Raw genomic sequence first — 19,792 nt, forward strand, 5'->3', positions numbered from 1 at the left:
TTTTATTCAGACGCACACTGTGTGCTCGTTTAACTCTTCTACACTGCTCTTTCATCAGACAACATGTCAACGATATTAAGTTTGAGCGTTGTTCGAATCAAATCGAATAACAATCAGCTATAAACATTAAGACCTACCGTAGCAAACACTACAGTAGGCAAATCTTAAGGTGACTATAGCGGCGGGGATCACCTCTTCCCATTCCGAACAGAGCAGTTAAGCCCGCCAGCGCTGATGGTACTTGGATAACACCCGGGAGAGTAAGTCGTTGCCTATCTTTTATTTAAAAAGCCTTGTTGAGAAATCGACAAGGCTTTTTTGCTTTACATACATTTTGCAAAATCAAATCACCTCTTCTCTCACCCGCCGAAGCCTTGGCGAAGGCGGGCCATTCCGAACAGAGCAGTTAAGCCTCCCGATAGCTATCGGGACTGATGGTACTTGGATAACACCCGGGAGAGCCCGCCTACGCTAAAGCTTCGGCGGGTAAAATAAGTCGCGCGTCCGACCACTGGCGGATTGCCTATCTTTTATTTAAAAAAGCCTTGTTGAGAAATCGACAAGGCTTTTTTGCTTTACATACGTTTTGCAAAATCAAATCACCTCTTCTCTCACCCGCCGAAGCCTTGGCGAAGGCGGGCCATTCCGAACAGAGCAGTTAAGCCTCCCGATAGCTATCGGGACTGATGGTACTTGGATAACACCCGGGAGAGCCCGCCTACGCTAAAGCTTCGGCGGGTAAATAAGTCGCGCGTCCGACCACTGGCGGATTGCCTATCTTCTATTTAAAAAGCCTCATTGAGAAATCAGTGAAGCTTTTTTGCTTTAAACAAATTTACAAATCATACCTCCTAGCAGGGCTTCGCCCGCCGAAGCTTTAGCGAAGGCGGGTACTTGGATAACACCCGGGAGAGCCCGCCTACGCTAAAGCTTCGGCGCGTAAATAATTCGCGTGTCTTTTATTATAAAAGCTTGTTAAATGAATCAGTATGGCTTTTATAGGCATTTAGACACCCCACAAATCAATACCTCTCGCCGGGCCTCGCCCGCCGAAGCTTTAGCGAAGGAGGGCCTTTCAAACGCTTGCACCCAACCCTTGTATTTACCCACCAATTTTCTACTTTTGTACCCCTTCCTATCAACTATGAAGAGAACCGAAACACGCATATGGACCCTGGCACTCGGCATCATCGCCGCCATGGCCGTCGTGTTCTTCCAGCTCTTCTATTTCCAAACCACAGGCCATTCCAGGCTTGCCAAAAAGGATATCAAAACGGAGCAAAAAGAAAATCACTCCGACGACGACCAGGCCTATTTCTCCCTGCCCACCAGCAGCCTGCCGTCGGCCCACGTGCAATTGAACACGGACGTGTTCTTTCTTTTTGAAATTCTTCTTGCAGAAGATCACCACGAAGAGCGCCACATTCCCGTTGCGTCACCTCTAAAGAAAATCTTTTCCACGCTGCTGGGGTCATTCATATCTCCCAACGCGCCCTAGTCCATCCGCGCTCACTTTAAGTAGCATCATCACAGGACGAATACCCTGCTCCTGTTTGCACACTTTATTCAATTCGTAATTCTTTAAATTATCATATGCAAAACAAAGGTTTAGTAATCTTTTTGACGGTAGTGATCACAGCGCTGTGTTTCTACTACCTGTCGTTCACATTCGTGGGACGAAAGGTGCAGCAAGACGCCATCGCCTACTCTAAAGGCGATCTCAACAAAAAACAGGTGTACCTGGATTCCATCTGGAACATGCCGGTGTACAACCTGTTGGGCTCCGAATACACCTATAAAGAAGTAAAGGACAAAGAGCTCAGCCTCGGCCTCGACCTTCAAGGGGGTATGCACGTGACGTTGGAAGTTTCCCCCGTCGACATCATCAAAGGCCTCAGCGGCAACAGCCAGGACTCTTCGTTCATCGCCGCACTGAGAAAAGCCAACATCGAACAGAAAGCAACGCATAAGAGTTTCGCCGACTTGTTCTACCGCATCTATCGCCAGGACAACCCCGGTAAGAAACTCTCCACCATCTTTGCCAATTCCATCACCAAAGGCCGCATCGCCATCACAGACGACGACGGCAAAGTGGAAGACGTCATCAACAAAGAAATTGAGAACGCCATCGAGCGTTCCTTCACCATCATCCGCAACCGTCTCGATCAGTTTGGTACCAGCCAGCCCAACGTGCAACGCTTGCCCGGCAGCGGCCAGATCCAGGTGGAAATTCCCGGCGCCGACAACCCGCAACGCGTGCGCAAACTCCTGCAAGGTGTGGCGCGTCTCGAGTTCTGGGATGTGGTTGACCCCAACACGCTCAACACTTCGTTGATGGCCATCAACGACATATTGGTGAAAGAACAAAAAGCAGCCCCCACCGCCGCTGCTGCAAAAGACGCTTCGAAAAAAGATGAGAACCTTTCCGCCCTCCTGGGTGGCGACAGCACAAAGGTGCAGTCTGATTCTGCCAAGGCAGCCGACGTTAGCAAGGGCCTCGATTCACTTCAGAACCTCAACGTTTCGCCCATCTTTGCGCTGAGCACACCTCCCGGTGCATTCCGCTATGCGGTGAAAGACACTGCGAAGATCAACTCCATCTTCCGCCGTGCCGACATTAAACTTCAATTGCCCCGCACGGTGGGCGTTTTCTGGGCGAACAAACCCGAGAAAGACCTGACCGGTGAAGAAGCTCTGGAGCTTTACTTCCTCGACATCGGCCGCAACGGCAAAGCCCGGTTGACCGGTGAGGTGATCACCGATGCCCGCAACGATCTCGACGAATATGCACGCCAGGCCGTGAGCATGAACATGAATGCTGCCGGCACCCACACCTGGGCAAAATGGACGGCCGAAGCCTCCAGCAAGAGCCCGAAAGGAAGAATTGCCATCATGCTCGACAACGTAGTGTACTCTGCACCCAGCGTGAATGGTGAGATCCCCAACGGTAACTCACAGATCTCCGGAAACTTCACCGTAGAAGAAGCGAAAGACCTTGCCAACGTATTGAAGGCCGGTTCGCTCCCCGCTCCTACCAAAATCGTGGAAGAAGCCAGCGTAGGCCCCACGTTGGGTCAGGAATCTATCCGCAACGGTATCATCTCCATTGTGGTAGGCTTCTTCATCATCATCGTGTTCATGTTTGTGGTGTACAGCGTTTCGGGATGGGTAGCCGATTTGGCCGTAATCCTCAACCTGATCTTCCTGATGGGTATCCTCGCATCGTTTGGCTCTGCACTTACCCTCCCCGGTATCGCCGGTATCCTGTTGTCGTTGGCGATCGCGGTAGACGCGAACGTGCTGATCAACGAACGTGTGAAAGAAGATATCAATGCCGGTAAGAGTCTCGAAGCATCGGTGCGCAATGGTTACAAAGGTGCGTTCTCCGCTATCTTCGACTCCAACGTGACCACCCTCATCAAAGGGTTCGTGTTGTTGGTGTTTGGCTCGGGATTGATCTACGGTTTCGCCGTAACCCTCATCATCGGTATCATCTGCTCGTTCTTTACATCGGTATTTTTCACCCGCGTGATTTTTGAATTCTACCTGCGCAAAGGAAAGAAGATCAGCTTCTCACAAGGCTGGTCCAAAGACTTGTTCCGCTCCATTAACATCAACTTCGTAGGCAACCGGAGAATCTACTACACGGTATCGGGCTCGATCATCGTGATCGGTATGGCCATGTTGGCCTACAAAGGATTCAACTATGGTGTTGACTTCAAAGGTGGTCGCACGTATGTAGTGGAATTCCAGAAGCCGCTCGACGCACAATCCATCCGTGAAAGCCTCGCGACGCCTTTTGAAAGCGCACCGGAAGTGAAAACGTTTGGCGGTACTACGAAATATAAGATCACCACCAGCTATCTCATCGACGACGATTCCGATGAGGCTACCGCACAAGCCGAGCATAAACTCAACGAAGGTCTGGGTAAATTCCAGGGCAACACGGCGAGCATTCTCAGCTCGTATAAAGTTGGTCCTACCATTGCGAACGACATCAAAATATCGGCCATCTGGTCGCTGGTTGTCGCCGTAGCCTTGATGTTCTTGTATATCCTGATCCGTTTCCGGAAATGGCAATTTGCTTTGGGAACGGTCGTGAGCCTTTTCCACACCGTGTTGATGGTGCTCTCGCTCTTCGTGATCCTGGAGGATGTTATGCCTTTCTCGCTGGAGATCGACCAGTCGTTTGTGGCTGCCATCCTGACGGTAATTGGTTACTCCATCAACGATAGCGTGGTGGTATTCGACCGTGTACGCGAGTTTCTTAATGCCAAGAAAAGCGGCCAGACTATCGCTACCGTGGTGAACGAAGCTTTGAACGATACCTTGAGCCGGACCTTGATCACCGGTATGTCGACGATCTTCGTGATTGTGATCCTCTTCTTCTTCGGTGGTGAAACCATCAAAGGATTCACGTTCGCGATGCTCATCGGTGTGTTGATCGGTACGTATGCCTCATTGTGTATCGGTACGCCTGTACTGGTCGACTTCTCGAAAGACGACACCAAGCTGCAGGAACCCAAGCCTGCACAAGGCAAGCCCGTTACGGCTTAAGCGATACATAGAAAAAATAAAGAAGGGTCCCGGATGATTTTCCGGGACCCTTCTTTTTTTGTTGATAGCCAGTCGTCTTATAAGTGAGCCTTCAGCGCAGCCACCATCACATGCAGCGCACGTTCAAAGTGCCGGTTGTTGGGAATGATGAAATCGGCGTGGTGTTTTAGCGGCTTGATCAACGATTCGTATACTGGCATGACGTGATGTTGATAGCGGTACAGCACATCGTCGAGATCGTAGCCGCGTTCTTCGTTGTCGCGGCGGATCCGGCGGCTCAGCTTGAGGTAGTCTTTGGCTTCGATGAAAATTTTCAGATCGAGCTCTTTTTCAATCTCCGGATAATATTGCACGAAGAGCCCTTCGATGATGAGGATGGGCGCCGGTTTGAACTCCAGCATTTTGGGCTGTGAATCCACTTTGTTGAACATGTATTCTTTTTTCAAAAGCGGTTCACCGCGCTTCAGCTTCAGGATGTCGGCGTGCAATTGCTCGCGCTCGATGGCTTCGGGGAGATCGAAATTCTGGATGCCCTTTTCGTCGATGACCTGGGTCTCTATCGGTTTGTAGTAATGATCCTGCGAGATGAGACAGATCTCCTGCGGCTGAAAATGTGAAGCGAGCTGTTCGATGAAGTAGGTCTTGCCCGAGCCGCTTCCGCCGGTGATGCCAATGGTGTAGGGTTGACGCATATAGATTCAGATGCGGCAAATCTACGAAGAACTTCACCGGGTGGGGAAATGATTTTTCAGGTAGTCTTCCAGTTTTTTCAGTGCCCGGGCGCGATGGCTCAACTGGTTCTTGGCGTCCATGGTCATCTCGGCAAACGTGGCGGTGTGTCCGTCGGGAACAAAGACCGGGTCGTAGCCAAAGCCGGAAGTGCCGTGTGGCGTGGTGGTGATGGAGCCCTTCACGATGCCTTCAAAAAAAATAGGTTCCGGCGTCAGGCCGATCAGGGTGATGATGGTGCGGAATTGTGCGGAGCGGTTTGACTGGCCATGCAGGTTCTTTAGCAAAAGGGCGATGTTGTCGTCGCTGCTGCGTTGGGGGCCAGCGTAATGCGCGGAGTCCACGCCTGGTCTGCCCTGGAGGGCGGCCACTTCCAAGCCGGTGTCGTCGGCGAAGCAGGGAAGGTTGTAGTGGGTGTGAACGTATTCTGCTTTTTGAAGAGAGTTGCCCTCGAGCGTATTACGCGTCTCGGGCAACTCTTCAAAACATTGGATCTCCTGTAAACTTAAGATCTCGATGTGTGGGCCAGCCACATTACGCACCTCGCTTAATTTGTGGGCGTTGTTTGTGGCGAAGCAAAGTTTCATTGCGATACGATACCCGTCAACTGTACTTCAAGGATGACGGGACTGTTGGCCGGCACCGCGATGCCTCCGCCTGCCGAAGCCCCTGCCGGTCCATAGGCATAGCCCGAAGGACAATACAGAGTGATCTTGCCGCCCACGTGGATGCGCTGCAGACCGATTTGAAGGGCATGGATGTTGTCGACCACCCTGACGGCGGCGTCGTCCGTAGTCTGATCCACGGAGGCGACAACGTGACTATCGTCGCTGAGCAACTTGACGTCGTATTTGATCTTTACGCGGTCATACCAACCGGGGATCTGGCCGGCACCCGGGTCGGTGACCACATAGCGCAAGCCACTGGGATCTTTAACGGGTGTGATGTTTTTAGTCGTCATGTAGCTGTTGATGCTGGTCGTGTCCGTTTTGAACTGCGCGATCTGGGCCTTCGTGATCAATACCTTGTTGAATTTGATGTTGAACACCAGGATGGAATTCGCGGGGATCGAAGCCTTGTCGACATTGGCGTAGCCATAGGGTGAAGGTATGTAGACCGTTGCTTCCGATCCAGACGGCAGCGTCGTGAGCGCTACTTTCCAACCATCGATGTAGCCTGCAACCAGGCCTTTCGTGTTACCGGCGTCAAATTGTGCGCCGGTCGTAAAAAGGGTTCCGACATAATCCACGTCCACCGAATCTGAACCTAATGCAGGCAGACCGGCGCCGAGTTTGGTGATGACCATACGAATTCCCGTGGGATCTTTCACCGCGTCCAGAAAGTTGGCATCCAGGAAATTGTCGATCGAAGCAACGTCGGCTTGCAACTGCGCGGCCGCATTATAATTGTCGCCTGAACCAATACAGGAGTATAGCCCTAGCGATGCGCCAACCAAAACTAACGCCACCCATCCGACACGTTTCATGTTTTTCTTCATATGGTTTTATTCATTTAGTTACTGTTTCTACTATTTGCAGCTTCTCGTTGCCTGATCGAATTCGGCAGACACCTGGAGAAGTTGTACGTCAAAGATCAGGATGGCATCGGGAGGAATAGCGCCCGGATAACCCTGGGGGCCATAAGCCAGTCCCGAAGGAATGTAGAAGGTAGCCGAGTCGCCGATGCCCAGTTTGGGGATGCCCAGCTTCCAGCCTTCGATCACGCCTCCGAGGGGGAAAGCGATTTTCTCGGCTTGGTCAAACACGCGGCCGTCTTTTAACAGCTTGCCTTTGTATTTCACTTCCACGCAATTTGCAACCGAGGGCTTGGCACCGCCACCGCTCGAGTGCAACACATAGCGCAGACCACTGCTGTCTTGCTCAGCTTTGATGTTGTTCTTTTCCAAATATTTGGCGATAAGCGCTGCGTCTTTGGCCGGTTGTGTTTTCTTTTTCTCTTCCATGAGCTTGGATTGATACTCGCGGAACGCCTCCATGCGCATGATGTCTTTCACCTGGATGAAATACGAGATGCTGACGGTAGTATCGATTTTCGGCGGAACGGGCTGGCCGATCACGTCTTTGAAGAATTTGGAGACGGGCATGGTCATGACCACACTGTCGCCTTTGGAAAGCATACGGAACATTTGCACCATGCCGTTCTCGGTGGCCAGCGCTGTGCTGTCGGCGATCATCACCGCCGAAGGCATACCGTCTTCGTGGGTGCTGTTCCAGGTGGAGTCCTTGGAATCTTTCAGCAGGTAGTCAAACACCAGGATGTCTTCCTTTTTGGGGAGGATGCCGGTGCCGGCTTTGATAACACTGAATTTGAGGCCGTTTGGCGTTACTTTTTCGGTTTGTTTACTACACGCTACACATAGCAACGTCAATCCGAGCAGCACAATTGAAATTCTATTCATGATTCGATTTTGGTTAGACAGTTTATGGTTTTGAAAAGTTGTAATCGTTTTAAATAAATTAATCGGCCAGCAGCTGGTCTTTGTATTGCGGCAGCAGGTCGAGAAATTTCTTCACGGTTTGTTCCAGGGTCAGGTTGGTCTGTCCCCCGGCAGCGTTGCGGTGGCCGCCGCCCTGAAAGTGGGCGCGAGCCATCTCGTTCACCGAAAAATCCCCCAGCGAACGCAGCGAGAGCTTTATGTTTTCCCTGCGATCGGAGATGATCACCGACAGCTTGATGCCCTTGATAGAAAGGCCGAAGTTCACGAGTCCCTCGGTGTCGCCCGTCTGTGAACCAAAGCGTTTCAGTTCATCGGCCGTCAGGGCGATGTAGGCCGTTTTGTATTCGGGCAAAACCTGCAGTTTCTCCCACAGCACATAGCCCATCAGTCGCAACCGTTCCAGGCTGTTGGTTTCATAAATAAGCTTCGACACCTTGTAGGGATTTGCCCCCCGCGCCACCAGGTCCGACGCGATCTGGAAAACCTTGTGATTCGTGTTGGAGTGTCGAAATCCGCCCGTGTCGGTCATGATGCCGGCATAGAGGCAGTCGGCCATCGGACCGTCCACCAGCGCCTGGTCGTCCAGCTCCACAATCAATTGGTACACCAATTCGGCGGTCGAGGCGGCGGTGCCGTCCCACTGCTCGAAATCGGCAAAATGTTCCGGTTCCAGGTGGTGGTCGACCAGCACTTTTTTGGCGCCGGCTTCCCGGACCATTCCGCCCATCTCGTTAATGCGGTTCAGGCTTGAAAAATCCAGGCAAAAGATCATTTCGGCGTCTGCGACCAGTTTGGCGCAGCGGTCAGGTTTGTCTTTTTGAAAGATGACCACTTCCTCGTTTCCCGGCATCCACGCGATAAAATCGGGGTAGTCGCTGGGCGTGATCACGGTCACCGCGTGGCCTTTTTTCTTCAGGTACCGGGCCAATCCCAGCGAGGAGCCCAGTGCATCGGCATCGGGCTTGAAATGGGTCAAAATGACCACCTTCCGGGGTTGGCTCAATTGGTCTTTAAAGGCCTTGATATTTTGCATGGGCTTCTCGAAAGCAAGTGGCAAAAATGGGGAATTTTAGTGCATAGTCAATGCGCAAGAATCAATAGTTCAGGACTATACGACGAGTTAAAGTATAAAAACTACTGGTGGGCCCATTTGCACTATAAACTAATCCACTATTTTTGCGGCCGTTTAGGGGAAATACTCCAAAACCCGGATATCCGTAACCAAATCAGATAAAACACCATATTATGGCAGGAAACAGAACTTTTACGATGATCAAACCTGACGCCGTTAGCGCAGCCAACTCAGGAGCAATTATGAAGATGATTGAGGAAGCAGGCTTCCGCATTGTGGCCGTGAAAAAGACCCAGTTGAGCGAAGAACGCGCCGGCGAATTCTATGCGGTTCACAGCCAACGCTCCTTTTTCAAAGAACTTTGCACCTACATGTCGTCGGGCGCCATCATCCCGATGATCCTGGAGAAGGACAACGCCGTGGAAGATTTCCGCAAGCTCATCGGCGCCACCGACCCCAAAAAGGCCGAACCGGGCACCATCCGCAACCTGTTTGCCAAATCTATCGAAGCAAACGCCATCCACGGCTCCGACAGCGACGAGAACGCCGCCCTCGAATGCAGCTTCTTCTTTTCAAACCTGGAGCGCTTCTAAGCGATCGCCGTCAAGAAATTCTTGAGCATAAAAAAAGTGTCCGCTTTTCGGGGGACACTTTTTTTATTTTTAGAAAAATCTCAGTGCAGCTCCGGGAGCACAAAATCGTCGAGGGCGCTGGGTTCTTTCATTAAGGCTTCAATATCATCCACCGTGCGGGGCGCCAGTTTTGACAATTGGTCCACGCCAGTTTTGGTGATGAGAAAGTCGTCTTCAATGCGCACGGCGATGCCCCACCAGCGTTTGTCGCACGGCGAGTTTTGGGGAATGTAGATGCCCGGCTCGATGGTGATCACCATATTTTCCAGCAGCCTCATCCTTGCCCCCTTGTCGTGAACATCCAGGCCGATGTGGTGACAGCAACCGTGGGGATAATAGTTGTGACGTTCGGTCTCACTTTTCAGAATGCCCAACTCCTTTAAACCTTTGTTGATCACGGCTTGTGTGACCAGCGTCATGTCCTGGAAAGCAATGCCGGGTTTACAGATCTTCATCGCCTCTTCCTGTGCCTTCAACACCAGTTCATAGATCAGCTTTTGCTCGGGCGAAAATTTTCCCGATACGGGTATAGTGCGCGTGATGTCGGCCGTGTAGCCGCGGTACTCGGCGCCGAGGTCCATCAGGATCATTTCCGAGCTGGTGATGAGGGGCTTATAATTGTCTTCGTAGTGCAAAATGCATCCGTTGTTTCCCGCACCCACAATAGAAGGATAGCCTACGTCTTCGGCCTGGTATTTTTTGAAAACGAATTCGTGTATGCCCTGGATCTCGCGTTCCGACATGCCGGGTTTGATGGCCTTCATCACCTCGCGCTGAGCGGTGCATGAAATGTTGACGGCCTTGCGGATCAATTCCAGTTCCTCTTTCGTCTTCACACCCCGCAGACCCGACATGAGGTTGTCGAGGTCGGATGTGTTCAGGTTCTTTTTCTTTTGCTCAGGTTGAACATTCAACGCGGTCGATTTTGAAGGATAGTTCACCTTCACTTTGAATTGTTCGATGAGGCTGTACAGATCGGTCGAGTCGCTGGCATCGTCGCGCACGTCGTTGTTGAAGTCGTAGAAGAGAATGTTGGAAAACTTCGCGAAGTCGACGTTGTATTTTTTGAAGTCGGTGTTGTTAAAGGCCTGGTTGAGGCCCAGGGCACTTCTCACGCCCTCCTTGCCCAGGCGGCCGCCGTTCCACAGTTCCTCGTTTGCGTTGCGGGGTCGCACGAAAATGATCTCCGAATACACGGTACCGTTGGCGGCGGTTTGTTTGTCTTTGAAGATGAGCAACACGGCGTCGGTTTCCTTGTAGCCCGTGAGGTAGTAGAAATCGGGGTCCTGGTGATACACAAAGTCAACATCGTTTGAGCGATTGCGCACCGGGTTGGCAAAGAAAACGGCCACGGAGTTTGGCGGCAGCGTTTCGCGCAATTTTTCGCGGCGTCCTTTGTGGAAATCGGGGGTTAGAAAATCGGCGGGTACATTCTTGTCCTGGGAAAAACCTTCAACACAGAAAAGCAGGCAGGCCATCAACAGCAGCAATTTCATACGATCACATTATTTGACGCTAAAATCGTGAAATTTCGTCAGCGCCAGAAAAGGAGTTGATGTCCGGCCCGGAAACCGGCCTGGCGGGTGAATTTCGCATACTTTTTTATAAAGTCGAACGTCCACGTTATAGACTAGGTCGTGCCGGGGCATGTGTCCGTCGCATTTTTGAAGAAAAAAAATCACCATGGAAATCAAAATTGCTTCCGAGCGCCGCTATGACCTGGACTGGCTCCGCCTCATCGCCATCATCATTCTTTTGTTCTACCACACCGGCATGTTGTTCAATACGTGGGGCTGGCATGTCAAAAATGCGGAGACCAGCGAGAGCTTCCGCTACTGGATGGTTATCCTGCATTATTGGCGCATGCCGCTGCTGCTGTTCATCTCCGGCGCCGGCACCTACATGGCGTTGGGCAAACGCACCCCTTCGCAGTTTGCCGGCGAGCGCGTGAAACGTCTTTTGATCCCCCTTGTCTTTGGCATGTTCGTGATCGTGCCGCCGCAGATCTACTATGAACGCATCGCCAACTATGCCAGCTATGGTGAATTTTATAAAACCGTTTTCGATTTTGTCCCCTACCCCAAAGGAAGTTTCAGCTGGCACCACCTGTGGTTTGTTGCCTACTTGCTGGTGTACTCGCTCATCGCGATCCCCATCCTGATCTTTCTCCGCTCGCCCAAATCGGCGGCCTTCAAAGCCAGCGCCTTGCGATGGTTGGGCAGCCCCGCCGGACTATTGCTGTTGCCGGCGGCATTTATTTTGATCACGCAAATCGCCTTACGCCCCTTCTTCCCGGAAGAAACCCATGCCCTTGCCGGCGACTGGGCGTTCTTCACGTTCTACTTCTGCTTTTTTGTTTTTGGAATGCTCTGTTATTCGAACCCCGTGTTGTGGGAAGCCATCGGCCAGAACCGGAAACATTTGTCGGTGGCGTCGCTGTTTATTCTTATCCCGTTCTATGGTTTTTATTTTCACTTGACGGATATCATACGGTTGCCCTGGAGCGCCGACACGGTGGAAATCGCTTTTGATGTGACCGCGATCTTTTTAAGCTGGTTTTGGGTGATCACCGTCATTGCCTACGGACAACATTACCTGAACCGCCAGCACCCCTGGCTCAGCCGGATCAATGAGGGACTTTACCCGTTCTATATTTTGCACCAGACCGTAATTATTTTCCTGGGGTATTATATCGATCAATTGCCCTGGAGCATCGCAGCAAAATTCTGGGCCGTGAGTTTGCTCACGCTAACGAGCTGCGTGGCGTTTTACCTCTTGTGCATCCGGCCGTTTAATGTGATGCGGCTTTTGTTCGGTGTGAAATTAAAGACCAGGCAAAAGAATCCCGTAGGTGTGCAGGAAGCTGCGGTGCGTGTTTGAGCAGCGTCTTAAAATGTCGAAGATGTTGCTTAAGCAGACATTTTATGGAGTGAAAAAAAAATCGCCACTGTGGTCAGGGTTAAGCCCGTACCAATGAGATGTCTTTAACCTGGCCTGAAGGCCTAGTCTATGCCCACATCTTTCAAAAAGAAATATGAATAACCCCGGACTTCAGTCCGGGGTTATTCAAGATGTGTGCATACTGGAGGCCAGGGTTATTAAGTTTCCGGAGCGTCTGCTGACACGCGTCTTAATTTGATCTTTAAGGCTGGGGTTATTTCAACTCAAATTTCTTCCAACAAAAAATCCTTCCCCCGCCCGTAGGCGAAGAGGTCTTTGAGATGATAGCGTTCCAGTGTGACCAGGTCTTTTACTTTGAAATCGCCGCCCACCAGGATCTTTTCGATGACGAATTCGCTCTTCTCACCAAAATTGATGAGGCGATATTTTCGTCCTGCCCGCAATACGTCGAAAGAAAGACCTGCCATTATTTCAATTTTAGAAGATCGAGTTCAAATTCCGGGAGCAGTGTGCCGCCGGAGAGCTTGTGGTGAAAACCGTGTATTTCTTCCGGCGCGTTGCCCGGAGTATAGACGTATGCTTTTTCGTTTTTCGGATCGATGAGCCAACCCAGCTGGCATCCATTATTTATCCATGCCGCCATTTTGGTTTGCAGGGTTTGCACAGGGTCGGTCGGCGATTGCAATTCAACCACGAAATCAGGGCAGATGTGTGCAAACCTCGTGCGGTCGTGCTCCGGTAGCTTTTTCCATCGCTCCATCCCGATCCAGGCGAGGTCGGGAGAGCGCATCGATCCATCGGGTAACGTGAATCCTGCTGAGGAATCGAAGGCTTTCCCCAGGTGCTCACGCGTCGACGACCAGTAGTAAAACAGGCCGGAAAGGATAAGATTCTTCTGATCAAATCGTCTCCAACGGGTGACATCACAATAATTTTACCACTCACTTCCCGCTCGATATTCAACTCCGGATACGTTTGACAAAAGATAAATAATTCATCGTCCGAAACGCCATTGGGGTACAACCGATTGAATTGATGCGAGTTCATAGCGAAAATTAAGAAATCACCCTCACAATTCCCTTACAAATCCTCTTCCCGCTCCAACATTAAGATAGAGGCCTGAGGCACAATGAAATATTTTTCTTCTTCATAGATCACCTCGATGGCTCCCTTCTGCAAAAAGATGGCGAGATCGCCTTCCTGTGCTTGCAGCGGAAGATATTTTACGGAATCTTCTTTTCCTTTCCACACATCGTCCTCGTCGGCCGGCAGGGGCAACGGATAGCCTGGACCAACCTTGATGACATAGCCGCTTTGAATTTTTTCCTTTTCCTGGACGCCGGGTGGTAAATACAATCCGCTGGCGGTCTTGTCCGATTGTTTGCCGGGTTTGATGAGCACCCGGTCGCCAACGACGATCAGTTTTTTTAATTTATTGTCAGCCGTGATTTTCATAATGCAAAATTATGTATCGATAAGAAATTAAGGTTAGAAAATTTTGCTTTCGCAGATGGAGGCCTTTTCGGCGGGTCTTATTTGTCAAAAAGATCAGCCTGGTCGGTGGCGCGGTCGATGAGACGTTGGTCCACATTTTTGGTGGGCGAGATGCCGAGCTTTTTAAATTCTTCGACGCGGCGCACCAGGTTGCCCGTGCCCGAGGTGAGTTTGCTCATGGCGCTCTCATAACTCAGTTGCGTTTTGCGCAGGGAACTGCCGATCTCGATCAGATCTTCGGTGAAGCCCTTGAATTTTTCGTAGAGTCCCGTAGCCTGCCGCACGATCTCGGCGGTGTTGCGGTTTTGATACTCCTGCTTCCAGGTGTTCTTGATCAACTGCAGCGACGGTATGAGTAGCGTCGGGCTCACAAAAACGATGCGCCTCTCCAACGCTTCTTCGTACAAGGTCTTTTCGCTTTGGATGGCCAGGATATAGGCCGGTTCAATGGGAATGAACATGATCACAAAGTCAGGACTGTTGTCGGTGATGTTGCGCTGATAATTTTTGTCGCCGAGCAATTTCATGTGCTGGCGGATGGAGATGAGGTGGCTTTTCAGATACAACACTTTGTCTTGATCCGCCTCGGCGTTCACAAAATTGTTGTAGGCTGTAAGGCTCACTTTCGAGTCGACGATGACGTGCTTTCCTTCCGGCAGCCGGATCACCACATCGGGGCGCAGCCGTCCTTCGGCCGTGGTGAAGGATTCCTGTACAAAATATTCGCGGTCTTTTTCCAGGCCCGATTTTTCGAGGATGCTTTCCAGGATAAACTCGCCCCAGGCGCCTTGGGCTTTGGTGTCGCCACGCAGGGCGCGGGTCAGGTTTTCGGCTTCGCGTGTCATTTGCACGTTCAGCTTTTGCAGGTTTTCCAGTTGTTCGCGCAACGCCGAATTGCGCGTGATGGTGTCGCGATGGGTTTCCTCGACTTTCTTTTCGAATTGCACGATCTTTTCTCCCAGCGGCTTTAGCAAGTCGAAAATATTGGACTTGTTCTGGTCGGTGAATTTTCTGCTCTTGTCTTCGAAGATCTCGTTGGCAAGGTTCTTGAACTGGATGGAGAATTTTTCGTTCAGCAACTCCACTTCCTTTTTCTGATCCACGAGTTTTTCCTGGAGGTTGCGATAGTCGGCTTCCACGCTGGCGAGGGCCTGGCTCACCTCCAGCGCTTTGCGTCGTTCGCGGTCGATCTCCTGTCGCAGTTCGGCCACCTGGTTTTGGAGCGTCCTGTTCTTTTCCTGTTCCACGAGGATCACGGAAGTGTGCGCCTGTGCTTCCGCGGCATATTTATATTTTAAAATAAGCCACGATGCCACAGCCCCTCCGCCAATGCCCACTAATAATGCGATAATTTCCATGTGCCGTAAAGATATTCAGGATTGGACTGGGGCCAAACAATCGCGCTTTTTCTCGCCACCGGCCGTCCTTCCTGCTTTGAAGGTGAAACCCTGAATCGGCATCAAATCGTTCAATACGAGGCCGGCGCCAAACGCTCCTCTACACGCCCTAACGAAAGCTGGTTTGGCTACTTTCTTTGGGTTGGGATGGGGCGGAAATGTAGGGTTTCCGGTCGCGATTTGATAGATTTGTGAGGAGTGCGAAAGTGCTTATTAAACAGGATTTTATGGTGGAAACGATCAACTCAAGCCAGGAGGCTATTACGCTGGAAGACCAATATGGAGCGCACAACTACCATCCCCTGCCCGTGGTCCTCAGCAAAGGCGAAGGCGTGTTCTTATGGGACGTGGAAGGAAAGCGCTATTACGATTTTCTCTCCGCCTATAGCGCCGTGAACCAAGGCCACTGCCACCCGCGCATCATCGACGCGCTGATTGGCCAGGCCCGGGAGTTGACGTTGACCTCGCGCGCGTTCCACAACGACAAGCTTGGCATCGCCGAAAAATATGTGTGCGAGACGTTTGGCTACGACAAGGCCCTGTTCATGAACAGCGGCGCCGAAGCCAACGAAACCGCCATCAAACTGGCCCGCAAGTGGGGCTATACAAAAAAAGGCATCCCGACCGATCAGGCCGTGATCATCGCCGTGAAACAAAACTTTCATGGCCGCACGACCACGATCATCTCCGCATCTTCCGACCCTTCGTCGCGCAACGGCTTTGGGCCCTTTATGCCTGGTTTTGAGGTGGTGGAGTATGACGATACGGCCGTTTTGGAAAAGGCCCTGGCTAACCCGAACGTCTGCGCCCTTTGGATCGAACCCATCCAGGGCGAGGCCGGCGTATATGTTCCATCCGAAGGCTACTTGAAAACCGCCGAAACCCTATGTCGCAAAAACAACGTGCTGCTGATGATGGACGAGATCCAAACCGGCATTGCCCGCACCGGCAAAATGCTGGCTTGCGAACACGAAGACGTGCGCCCCGACTTGCTCATCCTGGGCAAGGCTTTGTCGGGCGGCGTGTTGCCCATCTCTTTGGTGATGGCCGACGACGAGATCATGCTCGTCATCAAACCTGGCGAACACGGCTCCACCTTTGGCGGCAATCCGCTGGCGGCTGTGGTGTGCATGGAAGCGTTGCAAGTGGTGAAGGATGAGCACCTGGCAGAGAACGCCCGCAAACTCGGCGTGATCTTCCGCGACCGCATGAGTGAATTGCTGAAGAAAACCACCCTCATCACAAAAGTGAGAGGCAAAGGTTTATTGAATGCCATCGTCATCAACGACACACCCGAAAGCGACACGGCGTGGGATCTTTGTGTAGACCTGATGAAAAACGGTTTGCTGGCAAAGCCTACCCACGGCAACATCATTCGCCTGGCCCCCCCGTTGGTGATCACGGAAGAGCAGATCCACGAATGCTGTGACATCATTGAAAGATGTGTTCTGAATTTCAAAAAGTAAAGACCTTTCTCCAGTAGTGTATGGCCTGAATCAAGGCCACACTTTACAAAGACTTTATAATTCCCAGGAGATGCTTCTGAGGGCCACGTGCCCTTAGAACTATTCTGCACCCTCGTGCATCCTATCCCTAAACCGGTGTCCGTTATGAAAAAACTGGCTTTGGGAGGATTGCTCTTGTCGTGCCTGAGCGCATTTTCGCAGGTCAATGACGGTAGCAGCGTAAGGGTCTTTGGCGTGGTGATCGATTCTTTGTACCAGCTTCCCATTTCCGATGTGCATGTGTCGACCAAGCGATATGGAACGATCTCTGCTGAAAATGGGATCTTTTCTCTCCTGCTGTCCAGTGGCGACAGTCTCTATTTCTCCCACGTCAACTATCAGCCTTTTGTATTTGTGTACTATGCCGGCATTCACAACCATCTGAAAATTGCGCTCATCCCAAGGGTCAGGATATTGAAGGAAGTTCGCGTATTGCCGTTTGACACGGAAGAAGCGTTCAAAGCAAAACTGATGGAGGGCGATGCTGTGGAATCCGTGGAAGTGAAGGCAGCAAAAGAAAACAGTACTAAACTAAAGGGGCTGGGCGCCTATGCTCCCCCGCCGCCCCTCAACACCCTTGGACGCTTTGAGGCGGCGCTGGAAGGACCGCAAGGCGTCACATTTTTTTCCAGCAAATCCGGCAAGGGAATCTTCGAGATCATAAAAGGCGAAAAAAAACACGAGGCATCTTACCGACCTCCGAAGGTAAAGAATTCAACACCTGTGAAATTCAATATGCTTAAAGCCAACACGCTTAAAGCTGATAGTGCGAAGCAAGACAGTGTAAAAAGCAAACGCGTGAAGCCGCAGGACTGACCTGTTTAGATCGGCCTCCATTCAAAGAATGCCCAACGCCAGCAACTCCGTTCGCAGTTGTTCCGGTGATTGAAAATGGATCGTGCGTAAACCCAATGCATTTCCCGCAACGATGTTCTTGATGTTGTCGTCGATAAACACGGCGCGGTTGGGATCTATGCCATAGCGTTCGAAAAGAATGTGATAGAAATCCGGGAACGGCTTGCGTGTTTTCTCAACGCCCGACACCACGATGCCTTCAAACCAATGGAGAAAATCAAAATTGTCGAGCGCCCAGGGAAAGGTCTCGGCCGACCAGTTGGTGAGCGCATACAACCGGTGGCGTGACGCGCCCTTTATTTCTTTCAGGATCTCCACCGTTCCGGGCAACGATCCCTGGATGGTTTCCTGCCAGCGTCCATACCAGGCGTTGATGGGTTCTGTGAAGGTTGGGTGCAGGGCCACCAGTTCGGCAGTGGCCTCCTCGAAGGAGCGGCCGCCGTCTTGTTTGTCGTTCCATTCGCCCGTGCAGATGTTGTCGAGGAACCAGGAAATTTCTTCTTCGGTCTTAAAGATTTTGCGATAGAGGTAGCGTGGGTTCCAGTCGATGAGCACGCCGCCCAGGTCAAAGATCACGGTGTCGATAGTCTTCATGTTGTGAATGTGTACGATAATATTTCACGCAGGATGCACCGTGCGCTTCAAATTCCTTTTCGAAGGTCATGCCGATCTTTTCCAACACGTGGATGGAGGCTGTATTTTCTTTCATGGCCCGGCCGATGATCTTTTTCAAGTGCAGCGTGTCAAAACCATAGTCCAGACAGGCCCGGGCTGCTTCGGTGGCAAAGCCGTTGTTCCAATATTTCTGCACAAAGCGGAAGCCGAGATCAGTTTCGTCGCGAGCCACATTGTAGCTCAGGCCGCACCAACCGAGGTAGGCCAGTGGATGCCGGTTTTGTGGATCCTTGAGCAGCGTGGTCCACCGTCCGTAGCCCGAAGTTTTGTATTGCGTGTATTGCTGAATAAAAATTTTTGTTGCCTCCACCGAGGCAAAGGGTGGGTCGCCGGTGTAGCGGATCACGAGGGGATCGTTGTTGAGTTCGAACATGTCCCCGGCATCGGCTTCCACAAATTCGCGGAGCACCAGGCGGGGTGTTTCGATGATGGGTTTCACTTCAACCCCTCCAGCCGGCCCACCACCATGTCGGGGGTGATGCGGGTGAGGCAGGCGAAATCGCCGCGCAGGCATTTTTCTTTTCCATACACCGAGCAGGGCCGGCAGGAGAGTTCCTCGCGGCTGATCTGTATAATGCTTTCCTCGCCTTTGCGGAAAGGACCGAACCCAACATCGGGATAGGTTCCACCCCAAACCGAGAGCAAGGGGATGCCCATCAAGGCGGCCAGGTGCATGTTTGATGAGTCTACGCAGAGCATGGCGTCCAGTTCCTGCATCAGCGCAAGCTCTTGCTTCAGCTTCAACTGTCCCGCCACAATCACTGCCTGGTCGGGAAATTGCTTTTTCAAAGACTCAAAAAAAGCGATCTCCTTGTCTCCGCCGCCAAATAGGAAAAACCTGACAGGTTCCTTTGCGATCATTTTTCCCATGACATCGGCGTAGTTCTGCAGCGGCCATATCTTGGAGATGTGCATGGCAAACGGCGCGATGCCGATCCATTTTTCTTTTTTGACGAGATTGTTTTTAGCAAGCCATTCTTTGGCTTGCTCACGGGTGGTATCCTTCAGCACCATGTAGGGTGGCGAGCCGATGGTGAACGGATAGCCGGCTTTTTCAAAAGCTTTGCGGTAGCGTTCCACGGTGTGGGGCAGCGGCGCGGTGCGTTTGTTTTCTTTTTGCGTGAACGTGTGTTTTTCGCTTCGTCCTTTTTCAAACACGACCACGGGCATGCCGAAGATCTTGAACAGGCTGCGCAGCATCATGGTGCGGATGTGGTCGTGCATGTCCATCACCACTTCGTAGTTTCCTTTGCGCAGCAATTTTTTGAACAGCTCGCGCATGCCAAAGATGCCGGTGTAGGTATAGTCCACGTCGGCGGGGAAGGGCACCACGCGTTCGATGTCGGTGAAGAACGATGCAAATTTGGGGCGTGTCACCACCGTCACCTCCACGTCGGGATAGGTTTCCACCAGCGCGCGCACCACGGGCACGAGCAGCACCACATCGCCCATGGCGGAAAATCTCAAAACCAGTATCTTTTTTAAGGCCACGTCCGGAATGTAATATCGGTTAGTTG

The 19,792-nt window shown here is 51.7% G+C and carries 19 protein-coding genes and 1 rRNA gene; 7 read left to right on the plus strand and 13 right to left on the minus strand.

Annotated features, from left to right (window positions below; all coding sequences use genetic code 11):
- Nucleotides 1–165: 165 nt before the first annotated feature.
- The 3 genes from rrf to secDF all read left to right on the plus strand — a co-directional run bounded on the left by rrf (nt 166) and on the right by secDF (nt 4,557).
- Nucleotides 166–277: ribosomal RNA gene (rrf, locus tag BUB30_RS27895) — 5S ribosomal RNA — on the plus strand.
- A gap of 867 nt (nt 278–1,144) precedes the next feature.
- On the plus strand, nt 1,145–1,498 hold the full coding sequence (locus BUB30_RS27900; RefSeq protein WP_073141285.1) for a hypothetical protein: 354 nt from the start codon (nt 1,145–1,147) through the stop codon (nt 1,496–1,498).
- A gap of 95 nt (nt 1,499–1,593) precedes the next feature.
- Nucleotides 1,594–4,557, plus strand: a complete 2,964-nt coding sequence (gene secDF / locus BUB30_RS27905) for a protein translocase subunit SecDF (RefSeq protein ID WP_073141288.1) — start codon at nt 1,594–1,596, stop codon at nt 4,555–4,557.
- Nucleotides 4,558–4,634: 77 nt separating this feature from the next.
- On the opposite strand, the gene BUB30_RS27910 is transcribed toward secDF, so the two are convergent.
- From BUB30_RS27910 to BUB30_RS27930, 5 genes are read right to left on the minus strand one after another with little or no spacing between them, the layout of a single operon-like run.
- Nucleotides 4,635–5,249 carry a uridine kinase family protein gene (locus BUB30_RS27910; RefSeq protein WP_073141290.1) on the minus strand — a complete coding sequence of 205 codons (615 nt, stop codon included), beginning with the start codon at nt 5,247–5,249 and terminating at the stop codon, nt 4,635–4,637.
- Nucleotides 5,250–5,282: 33 nt separating this feature from the next.
- Nucleotides 5,283–5,873: an RdgB/HAM1 family non-canonical purine NTP pyrophosphatase gene (gene rdgB / locus BUB30_RS27915; protein WP_073141292.1), complete on the minus strand. Its 591-nt coding sequence runs from the start codon at nt 5,871–5,873 to the stop codon at nt 5,283–5,285.
- On the minus strand, nt 5,870–6,784 hold the full coding sequence (locus BUB30_RS27920; RefSeq protein ID WP_073141294.1) for an FKBP-type peptidyl-prolyl cis-trans isomerase: 915 nt from the start codon (nt 6,782–6,784) through the stop codon (nt 5,870–5,872). The genes rdgB and BUB30_RS27920 overlap by 4 nt, the downstream gene beginning before the upstream one ends.
- A 30-nt stretch (nt 6,785–6,814) precedes the next feature.
- Nucleotides 6,815–7,705, minus strand: coding sequence for an FKBP-type peptidyl-prolyl cis-trans isomerase (locus BUB30_RS27925; RefSeq protein ID WP_073141296.1), 891 nt, complete (start codon nt 7,703–7,705; stop codon nt 6,815–6,817).
- 58 nt (nt 7,706–7,763) lie between these two features.
- Entirely contained in the window at nt 7,764–8,801 is a 1,038-nt protein-coding gene (locus tag BUB30_RS27930; RefSeq protein WP_317044232.1) for a DHH family phosphoesterase, read from the minus strand.
- A 188-nt stretch (nt 8,802–8,989) separates the two neighbouring features.
- Between BUB30_RS27930 and BUB30_RS27935 the strand changes: the two genes are divergently transcribed.
- Nucleotides 8,990–9,409, plus strand: a complete 420-nt coding sequence (locus BUB30_RS27935) for a nucleoside-diphosphate kinase (RefSeq protein ID WP_073141300.1) — start codon at nt 8,990–8,992, stop codon at nt 9,407–9,409.
- Between the two features lie 80 nt (nt 9,410–9,489).
- Here the strand turns inward: BUB30_RS27935 and BUB30_RS27940 are convergent, their stop codons facing one another.
- Nucleotides 9,490–10,944 carry an aminopeptidase P family protein gene (locus BUB30_RS27940; RefSeq protein ID WP_073141301.1) on the minus strand — a complete coding sequence of 485 codons (1,455 nt, stop codon included), beginning with the start codon at nt 10,942–10,944 and terminating at the stop codon, nt 9,490–9,492.
- A gap of 187 nt (nt 10,945–11,131) precedes the next feature.
- Between BUB30_RS27940 and BUB30_RS27950 the strand changes: the two genes are divergently transcribed.
- On the plus strand, nt 11,132–12,328 hold the full coding sequence (locus BUB30_RS27950; RefSeq protein ID WP_073141305.1) for an acyltransferase family protein: 1,197 nt from the start codon (nt 11,132–11,134) through the stop codon (nt 12,326–12,328).
- A gap of 284 nt (nt 12,329–12,612) precedes the next feature.
- Here BUB30_RS27950 and BUB30_RS27955 read toward each other — a convergent pair whose 3' ends face one another.
- The 4 genes from BUB30_RS27955 to rmuC all read right to left on the minus strand — a co-directional run bounded on the left by BUB30_RS27955 (nt 12,613) and on the right by rmuC (nt 15,201).
- Nucleotides 12,613–12,816 carry a hypothetical protein gene (locus BUB30_RS27955; RefSeq protein ID WP_073141307.1) on the minus strand — a complete coding sequence of 68 codons (204 nt, stop codon included), beginning with the start codon at nt 12,814–12,816 and terminating at the stop codon, nt 12,613–12,615.
- Entirely contained in the window at nt 12,816–13,235 is a 420-nt protein-coding gene (locus BUB30_RS27960; protein WP_084138445.1) for a Uma2 family endonuclease, read from the minus strand. The genes BUB30_RS27955 and BUB30_RS27960 overlap by 1 nt, the downstream gene beginning before the upstream one ends.
- A 194-nt stretch (nt 13,236–13,429) precedes the next feature.
- Nucleotides 13,430–13,804 carry a co-chaperone GroES gene (locus BUB30_RS27965; protein WP_073141309.1) on the minus strand — a complete coding sequence of 125 codons (375 nt, stop codon included), beginning with the start codon at nt 13,802–13,804 and terminating at the stop codon, nt 13,430–13,432.
- Between the two features lie 77 nt (nt 13,805–13,881).
- Nucleotides 13,882–15,201, minus strand: coding sequence for a DNA recombination protein RmuC (gene rmuC / locus BUB30_RS27970; RefSeq protein ID WP_073141311.1), 1,320 nt, complete (start codon nt 15,199–15,201; stop codon nt 13,882–13,884).
- A 266-nt stretch (nt 15,202–15,467) separates the two neighbouring features.
- Between rmuC and rocD the strand changes: the two genes are divergently transcribed.
- Together rocD and BUB30_RS27980 are read left to right on the plus strand one after the other, a co-directional pair.
- Entirely contained in the window at nt 15,468–16,706 is a 1,239-nt protein-coding gene (rocD, locus tag BUB30_RS27975; RefSeq protein ID WP_073141313.1) for an ornithine--oxo-acid transaminase, read from the plus strand.
- A 144-nt stretch (nt 16,707–16,850) separates the two neighbouring features.
- Nucleotides 16,851–17,561 (plus strand): hypothetical protein, encoded by a 711-nt coding sequence (locus BUB30_RS27980; protein ID WP_073141315.1) that lies wholly within the window; start codon nt 16,851–16,853, stop codon nt 17,559–17,561.
- 21 nt (nt 17,562–17,582) lie between these two features.
- Here BUB30_RS27980 and BUB30_RS27985 read toward each other — a convergent pair whose 3' ends face one another.
- Genes BUB30_RS27985 through BUB30_RS27995 form a run of 3 tightly spaced genes read right to left on the minus strand, consistent with a single transcriptional unit; the run spans nt 17,583 to nt 19,742 of the window.
- Entirely contained in the window at nt 17,583–18,194 is a 612-nt protein-coding gene (locus tag BUB30_RS27985; RefSeq protein WP_073141317.1) for an HAD family hydrolase, read from the minus strand.
- Nucleotides 18,166–18,714: a GNAT family N-acetyltransferase gene (locus BUB30_RS27990; protein ID WP_073141319.1), complete on the minus strand. Its 549-nt coding sequence runs from the start codon at nt 18,712–18,714 to the stop codon at nt 18,166–18,168. The genes BUB30_RS27985 and BUB30_RS27990 overlap by 29 nt, the downstream gene beginning before the upstream one ends.
- Complete coding sequence (locus tag BUB30_RS27995) at nt 18,711–19,742, minus strand: glycosyltransferase family 9 protein (protein ID WP_143165118.1); 1,032 nt, start codon at nt 19,740–19,742, stop codon at nt 18,711–18,713. Before BUB30_RS27995 ends, BUB30_RS27990 begins: the two co-directional genes overlap by 4 nt.
- Between the last annotated feature and the right edge of the window lie 50 nt (nt 19,743–19,792).

Origin of the sequence: Chryseolinea serpens, from assembly GCF_900129725.1 — a bacterium.
In the GTDB taxonomy this organism is placed as follows: Bacteria; Bacteroidota; Bacteroidia; order Cytophagales; family Cyclobacteriaceae; genus Chryseolinea; species Chryseolinea serpens.